Consider the following 21,288-nt stretch of genomic DNA (forward strand, 5'->3'; position numbering starts at 1 on the left):
GCTGTGACGAGGTGGACTTACTTCTTCGTAGTGAAACCGGCGAAGCGCTTGTTGAAGCCGGCGATGCGGCCTTCGGTCGTAGTCTTGCGCTGCTTGCCGGTGTAGATCGGATGCGAAGCACTCGATACGTCGAGGGCGATATAGGGATAGGTATTGCCGTCGGTGTGCTGGTGGGTGCGCGTCGTTTCAGCGGTCGAGCTGATCAAGAAATAGACGTCGGCTGCCGTGTCATGGAACAGCACCGGGCGATAGTCGGGGTGGATACCGGGCTTCATATCGGGTTCTCCATCATAGGATTTGATAATGATGTTATATCGTAACGTTAAGCGCAAGTACCTAAGGTCTACGGTTGTTACGGCATCCGCGTTTCCGAGCGAGGGGCAGCACGGCGTAGAATAGGAAGCGGTTACACGGCTGACAGTTCGCATAGCGCAAAGGCGGTAAATTGGCCGTAACGTGTGAACGGCCCACACGTGCGGGATGCCCCATCGACAGCGCGAAACAAGGGTGACGAAGCTTTCCCGTCCATGCCTCTCTCAGGCACGCCGATCGAGCGGAGTGATGGCCGCGTCTGCAATCCACGGCCGGGGCAAGCTCACTGTCTACGGTGGCTTTTGAACGAACATTGTCGCCAGTTTGGAAACTTAGACGGGGATCGTGCCGCCATCAGATGTTGCGCCGGTCTGGCGACATGGGTTTGAACGGGCCGAACGCCCGTCCAAACAGCCACCCAGGTGGGTGGTTTTTCATGTCCAGCGTGTGCGGCTTGTCATCCCCCCAGTGCAAGGAGGGCTGGGACGGTGAGCACGGCAGTGTAGAAACCCATGAACTGCACGCCCACGGTGAAACCCAGGAAGCGTGAAAGGAACCCCCCGAGCAGCCCCACGGTGAGGATCACCATCAGACCGAGTAATCCGCCTTCCCAGATGCCGATCACTAGGATCAGCCCAACGAAAGTCGCAATAACCGCCTCGTGGCTCACCTTACGGGATACAAAGGATGCTGCACGGTGCGCGAAATTCATCGCGAACGGATAAGCGACCAAAATGGCGGTGATCACAGCCAGCATGCCGTAGCCGAAAAACTCCCACGTGCTCAACAAGGTGTGCAGGTTGTTGATTTCGCCGGTCGCGCTGTCGACGGAAAAGCGTGGCGGTGCATTGAACAACGGGGCCGCTGGACCCGCGGCAACCGGACTCAAAGGCAGGCCAAAAGCGATCAACGGGATCAACGCCTCGGCGATGTATGTCGCCTCGGTGACACCGTTGCGCGCTGTAATAACGGTCGTCAGACGGTGATAGGCGTGCTTGATCCGCGCACCGACCACCTCACCCAGAATCACAGTCATCGCCACCGGGCTGAACACGAAGGTCGCGCTCGATACAGCTGCGGTCGCCAGGGTCATGTGCGTCTGGCGCTTGTCCAGAACCTTAAGCGGGTTGGGAAAGTAGCCACCCCAGCTTTTTACGTCGGGCGACAGCGAAAACACGCGGACATTTTCGCGCTGCATCCGGATCCGTTCACCGGGGGACGTGAGTGCGAACAGCGACGCGATAAGCGGTCCAATGGCAATGCCAAGGAAGTAGCTGACGCCCAGCTTCACGCCATGCTGCGCGGTCAGGCTCTGTAGCGCGACGATTACCAGAACGAAGGGCACCAGGGTCAATACCGAGGCCCAGCGACCCGCCGAGAAGTACGCAATCAGGAGCGCGGCGCACAAAAATACCCATGGCGCGAACTCCTTGATGACGTCGCCGAATGGTGCAAGCAAAAGCGCAAACAGCACCGACAACGGCACGGCAACAAGCGCTGCGACGGCACCACCGGAGATCATCTTGCGAAGCGCGATGTGGGGAACGCCCAGTTTTCGCAGATAGTTGGCTTCGGCCATCAAGGGCGTCGCCATGGTGTCGCCCGGAATGCCGAGCAGGGCGGTTGGAACGGCATGGGTCATATGCTTGGCCACGGCGCCGGCCAGGAAGAAGGTGAACACGCCTTCGGGCGGAACGCCAAGCAGGACCACCAGCAGCGTCAGTGGCGCCAGTGTAGTGGTTTCGTCGCTACCGGAGATCAGGCCGATCCCAGCAAACACGACAGCACCGATAAGCCCCATGCCAAAGGCCACGAGTATCTGATCGAGTAAGGCTTCCATCATGCATGTCCTCCGCTCAAGGAGGCTCGAGTCGCACCCACATCAGTGGCAGTAGATGGATCTGAAGTTCTTCGGGTCTCGGTAATCTCGGCGTCGCGGAATAGGTCATACAGAGCCAGTTCTCGAAGCTCAGCTACAACTTCTGCAGGCAGATCGTCGAGCTTTCCGAGCGTGCCATGCTCAGCCGTGAGCTCGACAAGTACCGCCTCACGGAACGTGGGGTCGACCGTGCCCTCGACGACGTCGCGCTTGGGTCTGAACAGCATGGCGCAGATCACACCTCCGGCAAGGCAGCCCAAAATGCCGGTGAGCATTGCATAGGCCCGGGCCATCTGAGTCGATTCGACGAACCCGACGAGCAGATGCTGCGCGAGGTAGAAGGTGCCTAGACTGACGCAGGCGCCGATTATGATTGAGATGACCAGGTGGCTGCCATTGACGGTGTCTCCCCAGACCTCGTAGAGCTCAGGCTTCTTCATGGCCGGTGCCTCCTGCCTGGCGGCGCGGGAACACGGGATTTGCTCGGTTGGTAGTCCATGATGTTTCTCCTGCCCTGATGGGCTCTTGTTGTTATCGAGAAAAAAGGCGTCAGTTCGGTATGCGCTCGCCGGTTCGCCCCCGTCTGGCAATGACGGCACGAGCCGTACGCGAAGCGGTGGCGCGACCCAACTGCAGGTCGATGAAGCGCCCCGTGTCCACCAACGCCTCGAGTTTTATGCCAGTTTGCAGCCCCAGTTCGCCGAGCAGGTAGACAACGTCTTCCGTTGCGACATTGCCGGTTGCGCCTGGCGAATAGGGGCAGCCGCCAAGGCCGGAAACGGAGCTGTCGAAGACACGAACTCCTGCTTCGAGCGCGGCGTGCAGGTTGGCGACCGCCATGCCGTAGGTGTCGTGAAAATGGCCGGCCAGCGCCGTTACCGGTATCTCGCTGGCGCAGGCTTCGATCAAGTCCTTCGTCTTTTTCGGCGTGCCGGTACCGACGGTGTCGCCGAGGCTGATCTCATAACAACCCATCCTATAGAGCTCGGTGCTGATCCGAACCACATCGGCGAGCGCAACATCGCCACTTAGGGGGCAGCCCAGCGCGCAGGAGACATAACCGCGGACCGCGACGCCTGCTTCCCGTGCTTTGCTGAGCACCGGCTCAAACCGTTCGAGGCTCTCGGCAATGGAGCAGTTTATGTTTCGTTGCGAGAAGTCTTCAGAAGCTGCCGCAAATACGGCTACCTCGCGGCAGCCGCTCGCCAGTGCCGCATTCAGGCCTCGTTCATTGGGAACCAGGGTGCTGTAGGTCACGCCGGGCAAAGGTGCGAGGCAGCGCATCACCTCGTCGGAGCCTGCCATCTGCGGGACCCACCGAGGCGAGACGAATGCGCCGACCTCCAGGTGGCGCAGGCCAGCGGCGACCAGGCGCTCGATAAGCTGGATGCGCGTCTCGGTAGGCAGTACGCGCGGCTCGTTCTGTAAGCCGTCGCGTGGGCCAACCTCGACCAGCCTGACCGCGTTGGCAGTCATTAGCCGCGCTTCTCGACCAGCAGCGCTTCGGCGCGATCGGCACGTACGTCGCGGGTCTCGACCATGCGCATGACGACCCAGTCGACCTCTTCACCACGCGCACCAGCTGACAGCGCAATATTGCGCGCGTGCAGCGCCATGTGGCCCCGCTGAATCCCTTCGGTGGACAGCGCGCGCAATGCGCCCAGGTTCTGCGCCAGGCCTACGGCGACCGCGATCTCCGCCAGGTCCTGAGCCGTTTTTACGCCAAGGATGCGCAGGGAAAGCTGCGCCAGTGGATGGGTTTTGGTCGCCCCACCAACCAGGCCCAGCGGCATGGGCATTTCGATGGTACCAACTAGATCGCCGTTACCGTTCTTCTCCCAGGTGGTCAGCGAACCGTAGTGGCCGTTGCGGCAGGCATAGGCGTGTGCGCCGGCTTCGACTGCGCGCCAGTCGTTACCGGTGGCCACCACCAACGGATCGATGCCGTTCATGATGCCCTTGTTGTGGGTCGCGGCCCTGTAGGGGTCGATGGCAGCGAAGGTGTAAGCATCAATGATGCCTTCTATGACATCCACGCCCTTGTAGTCGGCCGTATCCAGCTGTTCGGGCGCGATCCGCACCTGGGCGCGGGCGAGGCGCAAATCGGCCAGGTTCGACAAGATGCGCAACCGAACCTTGCCGCCGGTGAGCTGCTCGATCAGCGGGGCGACGGCTTCAGCCATGGTGTTGACCGTATTGGCACCCATCGCATCACGGACATCGACGATCAGGTGCGCGACCAACATTGGCCCGCGCGGGCTGTCGATGAAGGTATGCACCTCTATATCGCGACATCCGCCGCCCAGCTTGTTCAGCAACTGATCCTTGCTGTTGGCCAGTGCAATGATTTCGTCCTTGTTGCGCAGCAGGCTGAGGCGGGCGTTATAGGGATCATTCACGCCTACGATCTGAACCTGGGCACGCATCAATGGCGCGCTGCTGGAGGTAACGAAACCTCCGGTCGGCCGGGCCAACTTGGCCATGAACGACGCGGCAGCAACGATGGACGGCTCCTCGACCACCAGAGGAATCAAAACGTCACGCCCGTTGATTTGAAAGTTGCCGGCAATCGCGTAGGGCAACTCGAACGTACCCACGACGTTTTCGATCATGCCCTCGGCAATCTCCAGGGGCAGCGCCCCGGAACCACGCAGCAGAGCGGCGTCCGCGTCGGACAGGGAAAGCAATTGCTGGATATGTGTAAGGCGGTCGGCGGGCGTGAGGTTTCGGAAATTGGGCAAGCGGGAATCGATGGACATCGGGGCGCTCCTGGGGAGTCGGTTGTTATTGGATGAACCAACGTTATCCCCATCTGTAACCTTGAAAGAAGGTACAGTTTCGAGAGACAGTTGACCTTCATTAACCAGAGTTCGCCATGGCCCGTCAGACGCTTGCCCAAAAGGTTGCCAATGCCATCGCACGGCAAATCGCAGACGGTGCCTTCAAGGCCGGCGACAAGTTGCCGTCGCTACGCGAGTACATGCGCCTGCATCGGCTGTCAAAAAACACCGTGATCACCGCGTATGAGCACCTGGCCGCGCAGGGTCTGGTCGAGGGCCGTCACGGCAGTGGATTCTTCGTATGCGATGTCGTCCCATCGATCGGCTTGGAGGACGAGGAGTCAGAGCCCTATACGCGTGCCCTGGACACCATCTGGATGATGCGCCAACAGTTCGTCCGCGAGCCGGGTCATTCGCATCTGGGCGAAGGCTTCCCGCCCGTGGAATGGCTGATGGACATGCGCCTGGACAAGTTTCACCGCCAGGTCGTTCGGGGCGGGGTCACCACCCTGTTTCGCTACGGCACCCGTCTGGGCAATCCGGCGCTTCGCCACCGGCTGATCCAGAAACTGGCGGATTACGCCATAGCCGTTTCACCCAGGCAGGTCGTGACGACCCTGGGTGCCAACCACGCCATGGACCTGATCATCCGTCGTTACGTTGCGCCGCGTGACGTGGTGCTGGTCGAGGATCCGGGATACTACCCCCTGTTCGGCAAGCTGCAGCTGCAAGGCGCGCGCATGCTAGGCGTACCGCGCCATGCCGATGGGCCGGACCTCGACGCGCTGACGCGCATCCTCAAGAGGCACAAGCCCAAGTTGTTCTTCATACAGTCGGTTGGCCACAACCCCACCGGCTCGGACCTGTCACCCGCCAAGGCCCATCGACTGCTGCAAATGGCGGAGGTGCATGACCTGCTGATTGTCGAAAACGATGCCATGGCCGACTTCAAACCCAGCTCGGCAGTCAAGCTATCGGCCCTGGATCAGTTGAACCGCACGCTGTATTTGGGCAGCTTTTCCAAATCGATCTCGGCGGCGCTGCGCGTCGGCTTCATCGCCGGCAGCAAGCAGCGCATCGAGGAACTGGCAGATCTCAAAATGCTCCTGCACAACAGCGGCGCTGAATACAGCGAGCGCACCATTGAAGTGATCCTGGGAGAAGGGCACTTTCTGAGACATCTGGCGCGTCTGCAGAATCGACTGCACGAGGCCACGCAGCGCGGCTTGGAAATTCTCGACGGGCTGGGCGCCGAGGTCTTCTGCCGGCCGGAGCAAAGCCTGTACCTCTGGGCCCGCTTTCCCGGCATTGAGAATACGAACGAATTGACCCGGCACTGCCTAACCAAAGGCGTAATGTTGGCGCCAGGGTCGATCTTTGCCGTGAACCGCAACGTCCCGGTACCCTGGACGCGTCTGAATGTGGCCTACCTGGACGATCCGGCATTCCGCAACAGCTTGCAGACCTAACCAGTCTTGATAACGGGAGACGTCCGTGACCTTTGACGAAGCGGTTGCCGCTGTGACAGATCAACTGGAGCTGTGCCTGACCGGGCTCACGCTCGATCGGAAGGGAGAGTGTCTGATCCTGCACGCCAGGCAGGCGGAGCCCTCTGTGGTATTGCTGTGCCAGACATGACAGTGGTGCAGAAGGTCACATAACGCCGCCGCTTGCGGCCGGCCAGTTACCGACCGGCCGGTGTGCCGTAATCAATTGCTTGATCGTGTTGCCGCCTGACGAGGCTGCTTCGAATGGCTGCATGGGATAATCTTGCGTCACGACAACCATGAAGCGGCGAGCTGAACGATGGGTTTTGAGCAACTAGCTGAGCTACGGGACCGCCTGCGGGCTGAAAAGCAGCAGGTGAAGACTGAAAGTACGAAGCAGCGCAAGCGGGAGCCGGCCTTGCAAACGAAGCCTCGTGAGCAAGATCCTGCGGTGGAAGCAATATGGCGATTGCAGAAGCATTTTCCGTTGGCCTTCCCGGTCAACCCGGCCCCCAAGGTCCCGCTCAAAGAGGGCATTCTCAAAGATGCCGAGCAACACTTGGAGCTGCTCGGAATATCCAGCGAACAACTCAAGTTGGGCATCGCGACCTGGTGCAGGGGGAGCCGATATTGGGCAAGCATGATTGAGAATGCTCCGCGTCTCGACTTGAACGGCCAGGCGGTTGGCTCGGTGACAGCCGCTCAAGCGCTACACGCGAAGCAGCAGGCTAAGCGGCAACGCGGACAAGCGCGACGCACTCAGTCAAAGGTGAAAGAACCTCTCCCTGCAGCCGATACTATTGCGCAAAAGACTGCGGATTAAATCAATTGCGTCCGGCACCGAGACGCCCGATCAGCCCAGCACTGGCAGCATGTAATAAGAGGAATGATTAGGCGACTCGAGGGAACTGAAGCCCGGCTAGCTCGTTACTACCGATAAGGGGGCTAAGCCCTGGCGTCGGCTTCCCCTTCGGTCACGCTGCGCTTCTTAAACTCGCTTATCGCGCTGTCCAGTTCATGCCAGTTCCATGGCGCTTAGCTGCTTGGGGCAGCAGTACGAGTGCGCTCGTGAGCCCAGGTTGGCGAGGGCTCAGCTCAGGTGCTTCTAGATCGTGTCACTCGGTATTGATGACCGTCGCTCTGAGCAGACAATATTTCTAAGTGGACACGCTTAAAGACCTAGCAGATAGCCACCGAGCACGATCAACAGCATCAGTCCGGAGGCCTTCAGCATACGGTTGGATGTGATCAGCCTAACGAATGCCGCGTTTTTCCTCGCACGCTTCTCACTGATCTCGGACGCGGCATCAGGATGCAGATCGCCGATGAATGCTCGGTTGCTGTAGAGCAGATACCTCGCTTGTTCAGCTTCAGAGGCAAGCGGGCAGGCAATACCGTAGACGTTCCGACCTTCCGCATTAGGCCCTATTGGCGCTACGAATGAATCGACTCCGTAACGTCGAAGTGCTGAGTTCAGATAGTCGGCCTGGCCTTCGTCTGTGGTTTCATGTACGTAAAACATCCTGTGTCTCGTTAGTCGCAGAGCGGTGGTGACATTGATAACCGCTCCAGGGCTCGCTGATCTGGAGCCGGGACGACATATTAGCTTGTTGTAGCGATATGGCGCGGTGTTTCAGGACCTGGTGATCGATAATGCGGTTAGACGCTTACTCGGGGCGTAAAGCAGTGCTCTAGATTGACCAGAGCGACCATTAGGCGACGCAGTTCGACGTTACGGTCACAGCCCTGATCGCTCTGTCGCGCTCATGCTGGGTGCTTAGGAGCCCCACGAATATGGAACCACGGCTGGAGCGAAGGCGCCCAGGATCGTTGCGTTGCGGTTATTGTCTCGGGCCATAACCGTCAGCGGGCTTGTGGCCACTTCTATGTAGGACAACAGCAGAACGCCGCCCCCTAAACCCGTCGCCCCACCAACTGTTCGGCCAGCCGGTTAATCTGGTGTACCACATTGGCCGCGTCTCAGTCGGGGGAGCCGCTGGCCGCCCAAGCTCCGGGCTGTTGCGCGACCAGTTGCCTTGGCGGCATGGCGAGAAATCGAATGAGCAATGTTCGAAGAGGTGCTCCACTATGCTCGACAGCCCCGGCTACCGACAGCAGTGTAGCTTGCACAGGCAGGACGCAGTGCAACGTCGGTAGAGCTTGCGGAGGTGTGTTGCAGTGGAACGGCCCCTGTCGGGGCCATTCTCATCAGCTCGAACGTTAGCGAACCCTGAAGCGATTCACCAAGGCCGTTAGGCGGGCATTGGTGCCAAGTAGGGACTCTGTGCTTCGGTCGACGCTCACGCCGCTTTCGACCAGCTCTTCAACCACGTGGCGCACAGCGACCATGTTCCGGTTGATCTCCTCGGCCACGGCGCTTTGCTCTTCGGCGGCTGTCGCGATCTGAGTACTGAGGTCGTTGATGTGAACGACCGAGCTGGCCATCTCGTCCAGCCCGACAGTGACCTGAGCGGTCTTGTCGGCTGTCGCCTGGCAACTGACCTTGGTTTGTTCCATGGCCTGCACGGCAGAGCCCACAGCTTCTTTCAGGCGTTGGAGCGTTTCATTGATTTCGGACGTGCTCTGTTGGGTACGTGCGGCGAGTGCGCGGACTTCGTCGGCGACGACTGCAAAACCACGGCCCTGCTCGCCGGCTCGTGCCGCTTCGATCGCGGCATTGAGTGCGAGTAGATTGGTTTGTCCGGCGATGTCACCAATGACGCCCAGTACATCGTTGATGCGCTGGGCGTCGGCCTGCATCGCCTGGACCTTGGCCGTCGCGCTTTCCACTTCGCTGACCAACGAGCGCACGCTGCTGGATGCATCGTCAACCACCAGCTTGGATGAGATCGCGTTGTGGTTGGCCGTTTTGGTGAAGGTCGCCGTGTCGCTGGCGCTGTGAGCAACCGACTCGGCAGTCGAGCTCATTTCGTTGATCGCCGTAACGGCTTGGTCCGTTTCCGAGGCATGCCGGGCAAGCGCATCGTTGGTAGAACGTGACAGCTGCTTGAGTTGCGCGATCTCGGACTGGATCTGGGTGGTGGCGTCACTTACGTCGATCATCATCTTCTGCAGGTAGCCGATGAATCCATTGACGGAGCGTCCGACCTGGTCGACCTCGTCTTCACCCTTGATATCGATACGCTTGGTCAGGTCGGCGTCGCCCGCGGACAAGGAATCGATGTTTGTCCTTAGAACGCCAAGTCGCTTCATGAGCTGGTTGATCGCAACAAGCATGAGGACTAGCAGGACGAGCACCATTGGAATTTGCAGGGATGCAAGCGTCCTGAGCATCGCATCGCTTCGTGCCTCGAGCTTGGCGGTCGGTAGGGCGGCGGCGAGGAACCACGGCGTACCATCGACAGGTGCCATGAAGAAAGTGAATTCTTCTCCGGTCTTGTTCGTGAATACCTCCCGTCGTAGCGGTTGCGGCGGACTGGCGAGCGCCTTCTGTACGGTCGCGATGAAGGGCGACTGGCTGGCCATGTCGGAAACGTTGCGCAGCACCATGTCCGAGCCCAGCTGCGGCTGGTTGCTGAGGATCTTGCCATCGGCTTCGACGATCATGACTTCGCCTTCGATCTCATCCTGCTTTTCTGCAACCAAGCGGTTGAAGAAGCCAAGGGTGAGATCGATCGTCGACACGCCCCAGGGGGAGCCGTCCTTATAGATGGTCATGGCGCAATTGGTACGTGGCTCCGCACTGGCGTCGTCCTGGTACGCGGCTGCCCAGACGCATTTGCCGCGAGGTGCCTGCATGCCGGCCCGGTGCCATGGCTCCTCGAAGTAGTTACGCGACTCTGGCGAGTTCCAGTGGGTATTGACGATAAGCTTCCCCGACGCGTCCCGGTGGTAGAAGGTGCTGTGCTTTGCGCGGCCTGGCGTGCGGACCTCTGGGAGCGGCCAGATGCCGCCGCCGAAGACCTTGATATCACCGTACTGGTCGACAAGGCCGGGCAGGACCCGATCGATCCCGTCACTGTCGAGCATCGGCACCGTCTGGGTGATGCTGCGTGCTTGCGCCTCGACTCGCGCCAGTTCCATCGCGATGTGCTCGCCAATCTCAGTGACCTGGGACATGACGATGGTTTCGCCCGCAGCCATGAGTTGCGGGGTAACGAAGCGCTTGACGCCCAGCATCGTGAGCAGCATGACCAAGAGAACGAAGCCGATGAAGGCGGTTGTGTAGCGAGCTTTAATGGTACGCATGGATCCTGAACCTGTAGACAGCCGGCCCGACCCGGGCGTGGCGATGGCTCCCTATCGGCTAGTTGACCGATTAGTTAAGAAAAGGGCGACTGGCGGTCATTGTGGTTCGGTGCTCGATACGCCCAGCGACCGATGCGCTTGTGCCGAAGTCCAGGGCGTCACTGATTCACAGGGCCGGGGGGTGGGCTTATGGTCGACAATGGAAGCTGAGCATGCTTCCCTGAAGCGTCCAGTCGCTAATGGACGAACGCATATTCGCTCGCGGTCGTGAAGCGCCACAGACCGCATTCAAGGGTGCATAGGAGCCTTAGAGTGTCAACAGGGAAGCAAGACAGTCACCGGTTTTCTAGGCCGCTTGCCGTACCGGTCGAGCAGTCGCGGATGCCCGCTCTCGTTGTTGGCTTGGAGACGCGGCGGCAGGTGGTTCTGGTCGGGTATCACAGACCAGACCGGTGCCGTCGTCGCTTAACCCAACAGTGCATCGATACGTGAACTGGCCCGCTTGACGGCTTCATCGAGTTGATCACCGCCGATGGCCGTGTATTCCAGACTGACCGTTGCCACATCGTGGATGCCCAGCATGCCCAACACTGCAGTAAGGTAGGGCTCCTGGAAATTCATGTGTATGTAAGCTCCCCCTTCACCGTACCCATGGCCGCCTCGCACGAGCAGCAGATACGCTTTCTTGTCGAGCAATAGACCTGCGTAGGGGCTGCCGGGTGTGCCGGGCACCAGGCGGGTAGTGATTCCCATACGAATAATCTGATCAATATAGGCTTTCAGCGTACTGGGCACCGACAGGTTGTGCATGGGGCAGCCGATCACGATCTGGGTGGCTTGCTTCAGCTCGCTCACCAGTTCGTCGCTGAGCGCCAAGATGTCTTTCTGTTGAGAGTCCCGGCCCTCGGGCGGTGTGAAAGCGGCCTGGACCCAGCGCTCATCCACATGTGGAATTGGCTGGTTGCCCAGCTCGCGGTAGACGATTTCGCCGCTCGGGTATCGAAGGCGCCAAGAACGCACAAAGCGTTCTGTCATTTGCCGACTGTACGACGCACTGCGCTGCGGGCTGGTGTTGATGACGAGCAATTGTTCCATGAGCGACTCCTTGGTCTTTCGATATCCAGAATTACCGTTGCACCAGTTCGGGCAGCGAATCCGGTCTGAGGATCTGGGGCAGTAGTCGTGGCTCGGCTTCACCCGCTCCGTACCACAGGTACAGCGGAACGCCTGAGCGACCGTGGCGTTCTAGAAATGCGGTGATGACGGGATCGCCATTGGTCCAGTCGCCACGCATCACTTCAACCCCGGCAGCGGCAAAAGCCTGTGCGGTTGCGTCACGGTCGATGGCGACTTGCTCGTTCGCCTTGCAGGTGATGCACCAGTCAGCGGTGAAGTAAAGGAACACCGGTACCTTATCAGCACGAAGTTGGGCCAGTTGCTTCTCGTCGAACACGTGCCGCTGCACATCCGAAGCCGGTGCGGTTTGCCCTGTTACCAGACTCCAGCCCAGGCCGAGCGACAGGATCAATGCAACAGCAGCGGGTAACCAGGCGTTGCGTTTCAGTTTCTGCTGCCAGAGGCCAGTCAGCCAGAGCCCGAGTGCAAGCAGCATGGCGCAGCCCAGGGATGCGACCAGTGCATTGGCCGGCACCTGATGGCTAAGTACCCAGAGGAGGGCGAGCGCGGTGAGAAACATTGGCACCGCGAGGACGTGGCGCAAGGTTCCCATCCAGGGGCCGGGTCTGGGCAAGCGTCGTTGTAGCGAGGGGACGAACCCCAGCGCCAAGAAGGGTAACGCGATTCCCAGACCAAGCCCGGCGAATACCAGCATGGCTGCGGCAGTCGGTAAAACCAGCGCAGCGCCCAGGGCTGCTGCCATGAACGGCCCGGAGCAAGGCGTGGCGATGAAGGCCGCGAGCGCGCCGGTCCAGAATGCACCGCCGACGCCGCTTTGCTTGGTTAGCTTGGCTCCAGCATCGATCGCTGCCAGCTCGAACAGCCCGGCCAGATTGAAGGCGATGGCGGTGGTAAGCAACATCAGGGTCAGAATCACGCTAGCGTTCTGCAGTTGGAAGGCCCAGCCGACCTGGGCGCCAGCAGCACGCAGGGCGAGTAGAACGGCGCCGAGCAAGACGCACACCAACACCACACCGCTGGTGTAGGCCACGGCGTCGCGACGAGCTATAGCCGGGCTGATGCCAGAGCGCGCCAAGCTCAAGGCCTTGAGGCTCAGGATAGGGAAAACGCACGGCATCAAGTTCAACAACAGTCCGCCGGCAATCGCCCCGGCCAGCGCGAACAGGATGACGCTCAAGCCGCTGTCGGGCGCGCTCGCCGGGCTGCCGCGTTTCGCATGTATATCCAGCCCCAGGTCATCACTCAGTTTCAGCGTGGCCTGGAAAGCATCGGGTACTTGAGCTCCCGCGCGGGTTTCCAGAATCAGTTCATCGCCGCGGCGCTCAACGCGTTGGGGAGCTGCGTTGTCGATCGCCCCCTTGGTTGCTGAAAACAGATGAGGATTCCGGATCGAGACGCCGGCTGGAAGGGGCACGCGAAGGCTTAGGCGATCGCCGTCCACGTCATAACTGGCCGGCGCGGCCAGTGGCCTGGGCAGCGCCTGGCGCCAGCTGGCGAAACGGGCTGCGACGCCCGGCGACTGATGACCGTCGCCGACATGCAATGTCATGCCCAGCGAGGCCCGCTCAGGGACGCAGGCGTCGTACCGACAGGCCAGATATTGCATATCCACACGGATCGGCAATGCGGTCCCGTCTGGCAGGTTGTCTTCGAGAGACAGGTCTACAAGCAACGCATAGGGATGCTCGTAGACATGGTTCATCAGACCTTCGATCAGCAGCGTTTGCGGCAGCGGATAAGCGGGATCGCCCACCGTTACACCGTCCGGCAGATGCCAGGTGAACTTGGCGGGGAGACCGACATCGCCTGGTTGCTTCCAGTAGCCATGCCATTCGCCCTGGGGTTCCATGAAGATCGCCAATGTTGTGGTCGACCCGGATGAAGGCGCCTCGGTTGAAGCGATCAGCGAGGAGGCGATCAATACATCGTCCGGCCCAGGCATCTCGGCTGCCAGGCTAGGCAGATTGAAAGCGCACAGGCAGAGGCAGAGCAGAAGCCTGTTTAGCGATAGCAGTGGCATGCGGTTCCTGACGAAGGTATCGAGTGAACAAAGAGAGGAGGCATCATGGCGCCTCCTTCCGCAACCGCGGGGCGCAACGGGTCAGGGCAGCGCTTTTACGGTCTCTACGAGATTGCTGTCCTGCGGTTTGAGGATGCTGGTGACACGGCCTTGCGCATCCAGGAGTACCACCGTCGGGATGTCCCGAATGGCGAAGGCACGAAAGAGCTCGTCCTGCTCGTCGAGCGCCAGCGGCAGAGTGGTCGGTGTGGTGTTCTTGTAGTCCTGCAGGTCGCTGGCCGAGACCCACAGGCCTGAAGAAACGCCCAGCCATTCCATGTCGCTCTGGCCCATCAGGTTGTCCACATCCTTGCGTACCCGTAGGCAAGCCTGGGACGTCTCGGGCCGGCTTTCCTCGAGATAGGACTCGCACCAGGGGGCGAAGAACACCAGCGCACGTGGTTTGTCACCCTTGCCCAGCTTCACATGATCACCGTCGAGGGTTTCGATGCTCAGGTCGGTCACGGTGTCGCCCACGCCGAACTGCGGCGTTTCGGGCGCTGTGTTGGCCTCCGAGTGACTGGCGGAGGCCGTCTGCTCCGATACGGCACGCTCCAGCGCAGCGTGCAGCGCCTGATCATCGAGGTGACCAATATGGGATATCAGTCCATCCCGGCCGATCACCACATGCTGGGGGGTTACCCGTAGGTTGAGGTCCGCCGCCAGGCTGCCGTCATCGATCACGATCGGCATGGTCAACTGATGCTCCTTGCGGTATGCGCGGATCGAGTCAATGTCGTCGCTGAAGCCGGTGTTTACCGCGATGACCTGCACCTTGTCGCCCATCGTCTGTTGCAATTGCTCGAAGCCGGGCATCTGCTGGCGGCAAGGCACGCACCATGTGGCCCAGAACTTCAGGTAGACCGGCTTGTTACCGTACAGCTCAGCCAGATCGATTTTTTTTCCATCGATGGTTTCCAGCACAGCAACCGGCCCGGGATGTCCGATCAGCGAAGCGCCGGCGGTGCGTGCCCGCCGCTCACCCTCATCGTCGAGACTGTCGTCGGCGTGAGCCGAGTGGAACACGAAACCGAGCACGAGCAGTGCCGCGAACTGCTTGATGAATGACAGGAAAGACGGTGATTGCAAGGGGAACTCCTAGACCGGGTTGGGCATGAAATAGGTCGTTGTAGTGCTTCATCATATGGATTGAAGGTTCAATAAAAAGGCCCATGAACGGCAAATCTGGCTGTACCATCGGCGCGCCTGTACCGCTTTCGAACGCCAGGCCTCCTTTCGTCTTTTTGTCAACGCCAGCGGGTGATGGATGCATGGAAGATTTGCGCATTGAACTCAACCGCGAGGCGGGGCTTTCCCTGGTTGAGCAAATCGTTGGAGCCATTGGCAGATCGATCGGCGAGGGGCATTTGTACGCGGGTGCTCGCTTGCCATCCTGGCGGGACCTCAGTGTTCAACTAGGCGTAGCCCGTGGCACCGTGCGGGCGGCTTATGAGCGATTGATCGACGATCAGTTGATCGTCTCCCGGGGCGCTGCGGGTACCTTTGTCGCGCAGCCGTTACCTGCGGTCCGGGCGATTGACGCCAGCAGTTTGCGCTCGCCATTACCGGACTTCTACCAGCATCCATTCAGCAACGCACCCATGGTGTTCCAGGCTGGCATACCCGCGCAGGACGTTTTTCCCTACAAAGTATGGTCACGCATTGCCGCGGGCGCGGCCCGTCAGGCCGCAATGGCTCCGGTCAGCTACCCGGACCCTCGCGGCGAGCCCGGTTTGCGGACCGAGATCGCCGCCTATCTTTCGGTGGCGCGAGGCGTCATCTGTGCGCCAGAGCAGATCGTCATCACCTCGGGCTACTCGGGTGGCCTAGGGCTGATCCTGCATGCGCTCGGTTTGCGAGGGCAGACGGCATGGATGGAAGATCCCGGCTATCCAATGACCCGAACGGCGCTTTCCATGGCGGGGATCGAGTCGGTACCCGTCAGGGTTGATGCACAGGGTTTGAACGTCGAAGAGGGTATCCGACACGCGCCGAACGCGGCGTTGGCAGTCGTCACCGCAGGGCAGCAGGCACCTCTGGGTGTGACGTTGTCGCTGGCACGGCGCCTTCGCCTGCTGGAGTGGGCTGAGAGGAATGGCAGCTGGATCATAGAAGATGACTACCTGAGCGAGCTGCAACTCGCAGGTCGAGCGGCCCCGGCTCTTGCCTCCCAGGATCGTTCAGGTCGGGTCATTCACATTGGCACTTTCAGCAAAACCATCAACCCGGGTTTGCGCCTAGGGTTTGTCGTGGCTCCGGCATCCTTGGCAAACCGGGTCGCAGACACAGCGGCTGCGCTGGCACCTGCGGCGTCGATCGCCAGCCAATGGGCGCTCGCCGAGTTCATGCGCAAGGGCCATTACCTGCGCCACCTGCGCAGAATGAAGCGCACCTATGCCGCCCGGTTGGCCGCTCTACAGCGTGCCTTGAACGTTCCAGGCACGAGCGAAGCGATGGCCGGACTTGCTTTGCTGTTGCACTTGCCTCGAGGCACGGACGACGTTGCCATCAGCCAGGAGGCGTTGGCATTCGGGATTGCGCCGTTACCGTTATCCATCTGGTATGCCGATGCTGCACAGGCCCAAAGTGGATTGCTGTTGGGCGTGACCAATGTTCCAGCCGAAGGCATTGAGGATTGCTGCAGACATCTGGTTCAGCTCACTGAATCACTGATATAGGCGCGGATTCCCGGCCCAGAATACGGTACCAGGCCGTTTGCAGGTTGATTACCGCAGGTCGGCGGTGCTCGGAAGAAAGCCGGTATCGATTGGTCTTGCAGAAGCTCACCGCACCGTTGGATGGCTTGCTGGCGGTATGGCTGTCAGGCGGCGGCCCGGGCATCGCCGTCCGATGCGGATCAGGAGGCCCTGTCGTTACGAAACACATCGCACCGTTCGCGAGGGGATTCATGCTGCGTCTGGTCGGCCGAAGCGTTATCGCTCACATCTCAGGTCCCGTTGAAATGCAGTGCGTTGCTCGATGGGTTGGGCTGTCATTGAATTTTCATTCATGAGGGTTCTCATGGACGGTGTTTACATCATCCGATCCAGCCAGTAGCGAGTATTGCGCCCGGCCCACGTAAGCTCATGTAGTCACTGTACTTTTCTGGTGCTTCGAGAAAGGAATAGACAATGACCGTCAAAGCGACGAGTAACGCAGGCGACAACCCCAGAACGGACTCGAATTCCACAAGAGCGTGGGAGCAGGCGGCTGAGGGGGCCAAGGAAGCTGGCATAAATTGGGAGCGTCCAGCAGACGACAAACGCTCAGCACAAGAGATTATCGACGATACGCCGCTGCTGAAAAATCTGGGAAACCAGAGCGGCGTGAAGGACAAGTTGAAAGAGCGCGTCGGCGATTTCGAGAAAGATGCCGATGCGGCGTACCGGGCCGCGCAGGTCCTGGAGCATATCGAGAAGTTCGACGAAAGCGGCAACCGTATCGCCAGCAACGATGTGGATAACGGCAGAGTAGACGGGTTCACTAGCAGCGGCGAGGCGAGACATGCCACCGAAGCGGGTCGACTGCAGGACTTCGGGAAATATGGCTTCACCCACCTCAAGGGTGAGCTCAACGATGTCAGCACTGTTGGCGACGACACCGAAGCCCGAGAGCAGGCCGAGGCCGCCGGCATCCAATGGGAACGTCCGGACGGGGATGACCGCTCAGCGCAAGACATCATCAATGACAATCCCCTGCTCAAGAACCTAGGTAACCAGAGCGGCGTCAAAGACATGCTCAAAGAGCGGGTCGGCGATTTCGAAAACGATGCCGATGCCGCTTACCGAGCCGCTCAGGTACTGGAACATGTCGAGAAGCTTGATGGCGACGGTAACCGCATCATCAGCGGCGACATCGGCAACGGCAGTATCAATGGCTTCACCAAGAGCGGCGAGGCGAGGGCGAACACCGAGGCCGGACGTCTACAGGATTTTGGGAAGTATGGATTCTCTCACCTCAAGGGGGAGCTCAATCAGGTGTCCGCTGCAGCGGATGACAAGCAATCACGCGAAATAGCCGAGAAGCTGGGAATCAAATGGGAACGTCCCGAAGGTGATGAGCGCTCTGCCCGGGACATCATCGACGACAGCCCGTTGCTGAAAAACCTTGGGAACCAGAGCGGCGTCAAAGACATGCTCAAGGAGCAGGTTGGCGACTTCGAGAAGGGTGCCGATGCCGCTTACCGAGCGGCTCAGGTTCTCGAGCATATCGAGACGATGGACAGTTCAGGCAAGAAGATCGCCGGGAAAGATGTCGGCAATGGGAGTGTCGATGGCTTCACTAAGAGCGGCGAAGCGAAGAACGGCACGGAGGCCGGGCGTCTTCAGGACTTCGGCAAGTTCGGTTTCTCCCACCTCAAAGGCGAACTCAAGGACCCGGCGTCGGCCGCCAATGACAAGGACGCTCGCGAACAGGCGGAACAACTCGGCATCGTGTGGGAGCGGCCGGACAGCGATAATCGCTCGGCACAAGACATCATCAATGGCGATCCATTGCTGAAGCATCTCGGGAACCAGAGCGGCATCAAGGACATGCTGAAAGACCAGGTCGGCGATTTCGAGAAGGATGCCGACGCCGCGTTCAGGGCTTCGCAAGTACTCGAATTTATCGAAACACATGACAGCGACGGAAAGCTTTTGTCTGGAAGCGATGTGGGCAATGGCAGCATTGACGGCATCACCAAGGATGGCGAAGCGAGGAATGGCACCGAAGCAGGCCGCCTCCAGGACTTCGGTAAGTACGGTTTCTCAAGCCTCAAGGGACCTGAGGCTACCGAAGACAGCAGACTGGATTTCGAACGCAAGAGCGCCGGTCTGCCTTTGGATTCCGAAACGGATGTGGCCAACCTGGAAACCACGACTGCCGATCCGAATGACAAGAATCGCAAGTTGACCGTAGGCGAGCTGACCTGGCAGAACCTGATCAGCGAATGGAAGACCGGCATCGACAACGGCAGCATTGCAAAGGACGACGACCGCGCCAAGTTGTACAACGCCTTGCGCGCCCAGGCTGCCAGCGAGAATGGCCTGGACATGGTGACGCTGGACATGTCGATGGGTCAGAGCACGTCCAAGGTCAACGGCGAGGACTTCGCCTCGATCATCGATCGAGCCAAGGTTGATGAGCAAACGGCCGAGCTGTTCGGCTCCAGCATTGTGCAAAAAGATTTCCAGGCCCAACAGGGCAAGGCCCTTGACGCGCTGCCGGACAAAGACGCGGTACTCGACAAGCTTGAGAAGATGGCCTTCTCCGAGGAGTACTCGCGCTACATTGCCGATCTGAAGGAGAGCGGCAAGGCTGATCTGGCTGAAGCCGATATCGGCAAGACCTACGCATCGCTCGCTGCCTTCGATCCGGACAAGGCCGCACAGTTTTCGCAGCACATGATGATCGATGCGACGACCATGGACCTGGACAAGCTGCTCGCCGATCCCTCCGGAATCAATGACGAAAACACGGTACTTGCGACCCAGGACACCATCAAACCCCTTCTGACTGCGCTGAAGAGGGGTGGTGTCGACATGCCCCGCCGTACTGTGGAAACCGAGCGTTTCGTGCAGGAGTTTCTTGGCAACAAGCAGACCGCCAAAGCGTTCGGTGAGGCCTTGAAGGAACTGGGCGCGACCTTTGCCAAAAACGGGACCGTGACCGCGGCCGATATCGACAAGGTCATGGGCAAGGACATCTACAAGACGTTGGGTGAGGGTGCCCACGGCAGCATGTTGAAGACCATCACCGAGCTCAATAGCAACGGCGTGCTCGGGTCGGCAGGCGGTCTGATTTCGCTGGCCTCTGGCATCTATCAGATCGCGGGCAAGGGCGGCACGCTGGCGGACACGCCAGAGGAGCGACTGGCCATCGCCAAGGACTTCGTCAGCGTGTTGGGCGCAGGGCAGCACTTCGTCAACTTGGGCAGCAATATCGTCGACAGCGTCCGTGGCACTCACGTCAATCAAATGTTGGGGCTCGACAAGTCCTTGCCGCAGATATTTGGAAAGGACGTGCCAGGCGGTGCCGGTCGTAACATGGGGCTGGTCGAAGGCGATTTGCATAAGATTCTCACGGACTTCAACACCGCCGTTGATGCCGCACCCATCGAAGACAAGGACAAGCTGGCGAAGAAGCTTGATCTGACGCCCGATCAGTGGGATCAGCTTAACGCCGGCTTCCGCGACGGCTTCGCCAAGAACCCGGGACTCAACGGCAGCACGCCGACCACCCGGGGCGTCTCGGCCTTTCTTCGGGTAATGGATGCAGGGGCCAATACCTTTACCGGTGTGGCCGACCTTGTGCTCGGGGGACTGAAGATCAAGTCAGGACTAGCCAGCAACGACAAGGTTGCAGTGGCGCAAGGGGCTATCACCGTGGCCGCCGGAGCATTCAACTTCGCTGGCGGTGGCGCACAGATGGCGGCGCTTCTGGGCTCCAATGCCGCCCGGGCCATTGCCGCGCCGCTACTGTGGGTAGGCGCCGCACTGACCGTGGCGTTGACCCCGTTCCTGATCGTCGAGGACATCAAGCACAACAATCGCATGGACGCCCATCGCGACGACCTGCAGCAATTGTTCGCTGATCTGGACGAGCAGGGTCTGTTGACCGAAGACGGGTTGCAGCGCTTCGAGTTTCTTGACCAGTACATGTACAGCTATGGCCAGCGTGACGCGCCGGACGACCAGAGCATCTTCGAGTACCGCGAAGAGGAGTACGAGTTCTTCGTTGAGGATGGACATCTGCCATCGCCAGGCTTTGACTACATCACACACGTGGACTACGACGGGGACGGAAGTAACTTGCAAACCCAGATGGATGAGGGAAGTACCGTAGCGAGTTGATCCATTTGTTCGGCCCCCTCGATCAAGGAAACCGAAGCACCAAGCTTGCCCGAGTGGCCCCTGGCCGTTCGGGCTTTTTTTTGCACTGACGGCCGATTGCTCGCGTGCATGATGGCGGTCGTCAGTTCTGGGAGGCGCTTGGCCAGAAGGGGCGTAAACGGCTCTACCGTCTGTCAGGTACGTGTCAATAAACTGCTCTGCATCAAGCATCTCGCCATATTACCGTCACCTTTGGCCTTCATCCTGAAAATGCAACGGACAGCGCAGCCCAACGGGGTGTTTTGTTCGTAAGCAGTGTGCAGGTTGCAGCCGAGCAGTCGCGGTTTGCGCATGTCCTTCTATCCCTTCAAGGAGACATCGATATGAGTACTGTTGCCCCTTCCAGCACCACCAGCGCAGACGCCGCAATCGCCAAAATGGAAGCAGCGTTCGACGCCGCTATCGAAAAATCGGCCAAGATCACCGAGATCACCACCGAGAAGAAGACTGAGCTCGACGCCACCAAACAGCGTCCTCAGAACTGATTCGCGACCGGGCGGCGAACAGTCGTCGCCCGGCCGTTCAGCATCGATTTCTTCATCATGTGGCGAGT

General features: G+C 59.9%; 16 protein-coding genes. 6 read left to right on the forward strand and 10 right to left on the reverse strand.

The annotated features are described in order from the left end of the window. Positions 1–17: 17 nt before the first annotated feature. The 5 genes from MCB86_RS06570 to MCB86_RS06590 all read right to left on the reverse strand — a co-directional run bounded on the left by MCB86_RS06570 (position 18) and on the right by MCB86_RS06590 (position 4,950). Positions 18–275 carry a type B 50S ribosomal protein L31 gene (locus MCB86_RS06570; protein ID WP_239610368.1) on the reverse strand — a complete coding sequence of 86 codons (258 nt, stop codon included), beginning with the start codon at positions 273–275 and terminating at the stop codon, positions 18–20. A gap of 494 nt (positions 276–769) precedes the next feature. Then, the gene (locus tag MCB86_RS06575) at positions 770–2,155 is read right to left on the reverse strand and encodes a tripartite tricarboxylate transporter permease (RefSeq protein WP_239610369.1); all 1,386 of its coding nucleotides are present in this window, start codon (positions 2,153–2,155) and stop codon (positions 770–772) included. Beyond that, a complete protein-coding gene (locus MCB86_RS06580) occupies positions 2,152–2,631 on the reverse strand; it encodes a hypothetical protein (protein WP_239610370.1) in 480 nt (159 codons plus the stop codon). The genes MCB86_RS06575 and MCB86_RS06580 overlap by 4 nt, the downstream gene beginning before the upstream one ends. Before the next feature lie 109 nt (positions 2,632–2,740). Continuing rightward, entirely contained in the window at positions 2,741–3,667 is a 927-nt protein-coding gene (locus tag MCB86_RS06585) for a hydroxymethylglutaryl-CoA lyase (protein ID WP_239610371.1), read from the reverse strand. Further along, a complete protein-coding gene (locus MCB86_RS06590; RefSeq protein ID WP_239610372.1) occupies positions 3,667–4,950 on the reverse strand; it encodes a hydroxymethylglutaryl-CoA reductase, degradative in 1,284 nt (427 codons plus the stop codon). Before MCB86_RS06590 ends, MCB86_RS06585 begins: the two co-directional genes overlap by 1 nt. A 116-nt stretch (positions 4,951–5,066) precedes the next feature. Between MCB86_RS06590 and MCB86_RS06595 the strand changes: the two genes are divergently transcribed. The 3 genes from MCB86_RS06595 (at position 5,067) to MCB86_RS06605 (ending at position 7,281) form a co-directional block, all read left to right on the forward strand. Further along, positions 5,067–6,440 (forward strand): PLP-dependent aminotransferase family protein, encoded by a 1,374-nt coding sequence (locus tag MCB86_RS06595; protein WP_239610373.1) that lies wholly within the window; start codon positions 5,067–5,069, stop codon positions 6,438–6,440. Positions 6,441–6,465: 25 nt separating this feature from the next. Continuing rightward, a complete protein-coding gene (locus MCB86_RS06600) occupies positions 6,466–6,609 on the forward strand; it encodes a hypothetical protein (protein WP_239610374.1) in 144 nt (47 codons plus the stop codon). A 168-nt stretch (positions 6,610–6,777) separates the two neighbouring features. After that, positions 6,778–7,281 (forward strand): ProQ/FinO family protein, encoded by a 504-nt coding sequence (locus MCB86_RS06605; protein ID WP_045162130.1) that lies wholly within the window; start codon positions 6,778–6,780, stop codon positions 7,279–7,281. A gap of 348 nt (positions 7,282–7,629) precedes the next feature. On the opposite strand, the gene MCB86_RS06610 is transcribed toward MCB86_RS06605, so the two are convergent. From MCB86_RS06610 to MCB86_RS06630, 5 genes are all read right to left on the reverse strand, one after another. Further along, positions 7,630–7,980 carry a hypothetical protein gene (locus MCB86_RS06610; protein ID WP_239610375.1) on the reverse strand — a complete coding sequence of 117 codons (351 nt, stop codon included), beginning with the start codon at positions 7,978–7,980 and terminating at the stop codon, positions 7,630–7,632. Positions 7,981–8,678: 698 nt separating this feature from the next. Then, positions 8,679–10,667, reverse strand: a complete 1,989-nt coding sequence (locus MCB86_RS06615; RefSeq protein ID WP_239610376.1) for a methyl-accepting chemotaxis protein — start codon at positions 10,665–10,667, stop codon at positions 8,679–8,681. 465 nt (positions 10,668–11,132) lie between these two features. After that, positions 11,133–11,762 (reverse strand): NAD(P)H-dependent oxidoreductase, encoded by a 630-nt coding sequence (locus tag MCB86_RS06620; RefSeq protein WP_239610377.1) that lies wholly within the window; start codon positions 11,760–11,762, stop codon positions 11,133–11,135. 31 nt (positions 11,763–11,793) lie between these two features. Continuing rightward, positions 11,794–13,824, reverse strand: a complete 2,031-nt coding sequence (locus MCB86_RS06625; protein WP_239610378.1) for a thioredoxin family protein — start codon at positions 13,822–13,824, stop codon at positions 11,794–11,796. A gap of 81 nt (positions 13,825–13,905) precedes the next feature. Beyond that, positions 13,906–14,952 carry a redoxin domain-containing protein gene (locus tag MCB86_RS06630; RefSeq protein ID WP_239610379.1) on the reverse strand — a complete coding sequence of 349 codons (1,047 nt, stop codon included), beginning with the start codon at positions 14,950–14,952 and terminating at the stop codon, positions 13,906–13,908. A gap of 182 nt (positions 14,953–15,134) precedes the next feature. On the opposite strand from MCB86_RS06630, the gene MCB86_RS06635 reads away from it, so the two are divergent. From MCB86_RS06635 to MCB86_RS06645, 3 genes are all read left to right on the forward strand, one after another. Continuing rightward, complete coding sequence (locus MCB86_RS06635; RefSeq protein WP_045162137.1) at positions 15,135–16,541, forward strand: PLP-dependent aminotransferase family protein; 1,407 nt, start codon at positions 15,135–15,137, stop codon at positions 16,539–16,541. A gap of 453 nt (positions 16,542–16,994) precedes the next feature. Next, on the forward strand, positions 16,995–20,696 hold the full coding sequence (locus MCB86_RS06640; RefSeq protein WP_239610380.1) for a hypothetical protein: 3,702 nt from the start codon (positions 16,995–16,997) through the stop codon (positions 20,694–20,696). Positions 20,697–21,058: 362 nt separating this feature from the next. After that, the gene (locus MCB86_RS06645) at positions 21,059–21,220 is read left to right on the forward strand and encodes a hypothetical protein (RefSeq protein ID WP_177330795.1); all 162 of its coding nucleotides are present in this window, start codon (positions 21,059–21,061) and stop codon (positions 21,218–21,220) included. The last annotated feature ends 68 nt before the right edge of the window (positions 21,221–21,288 follow it).

This window comes from Pseudomonas sp. KSR10 (genome assembly GCF_022355455.1).
GTDB lineage: Bacteria > Pseudomonadota > Gammaproteobacteria > Pseudomonadales > Pseudomonadaceae > Stutzerimonas > Stutzerimonas stutzeri_E.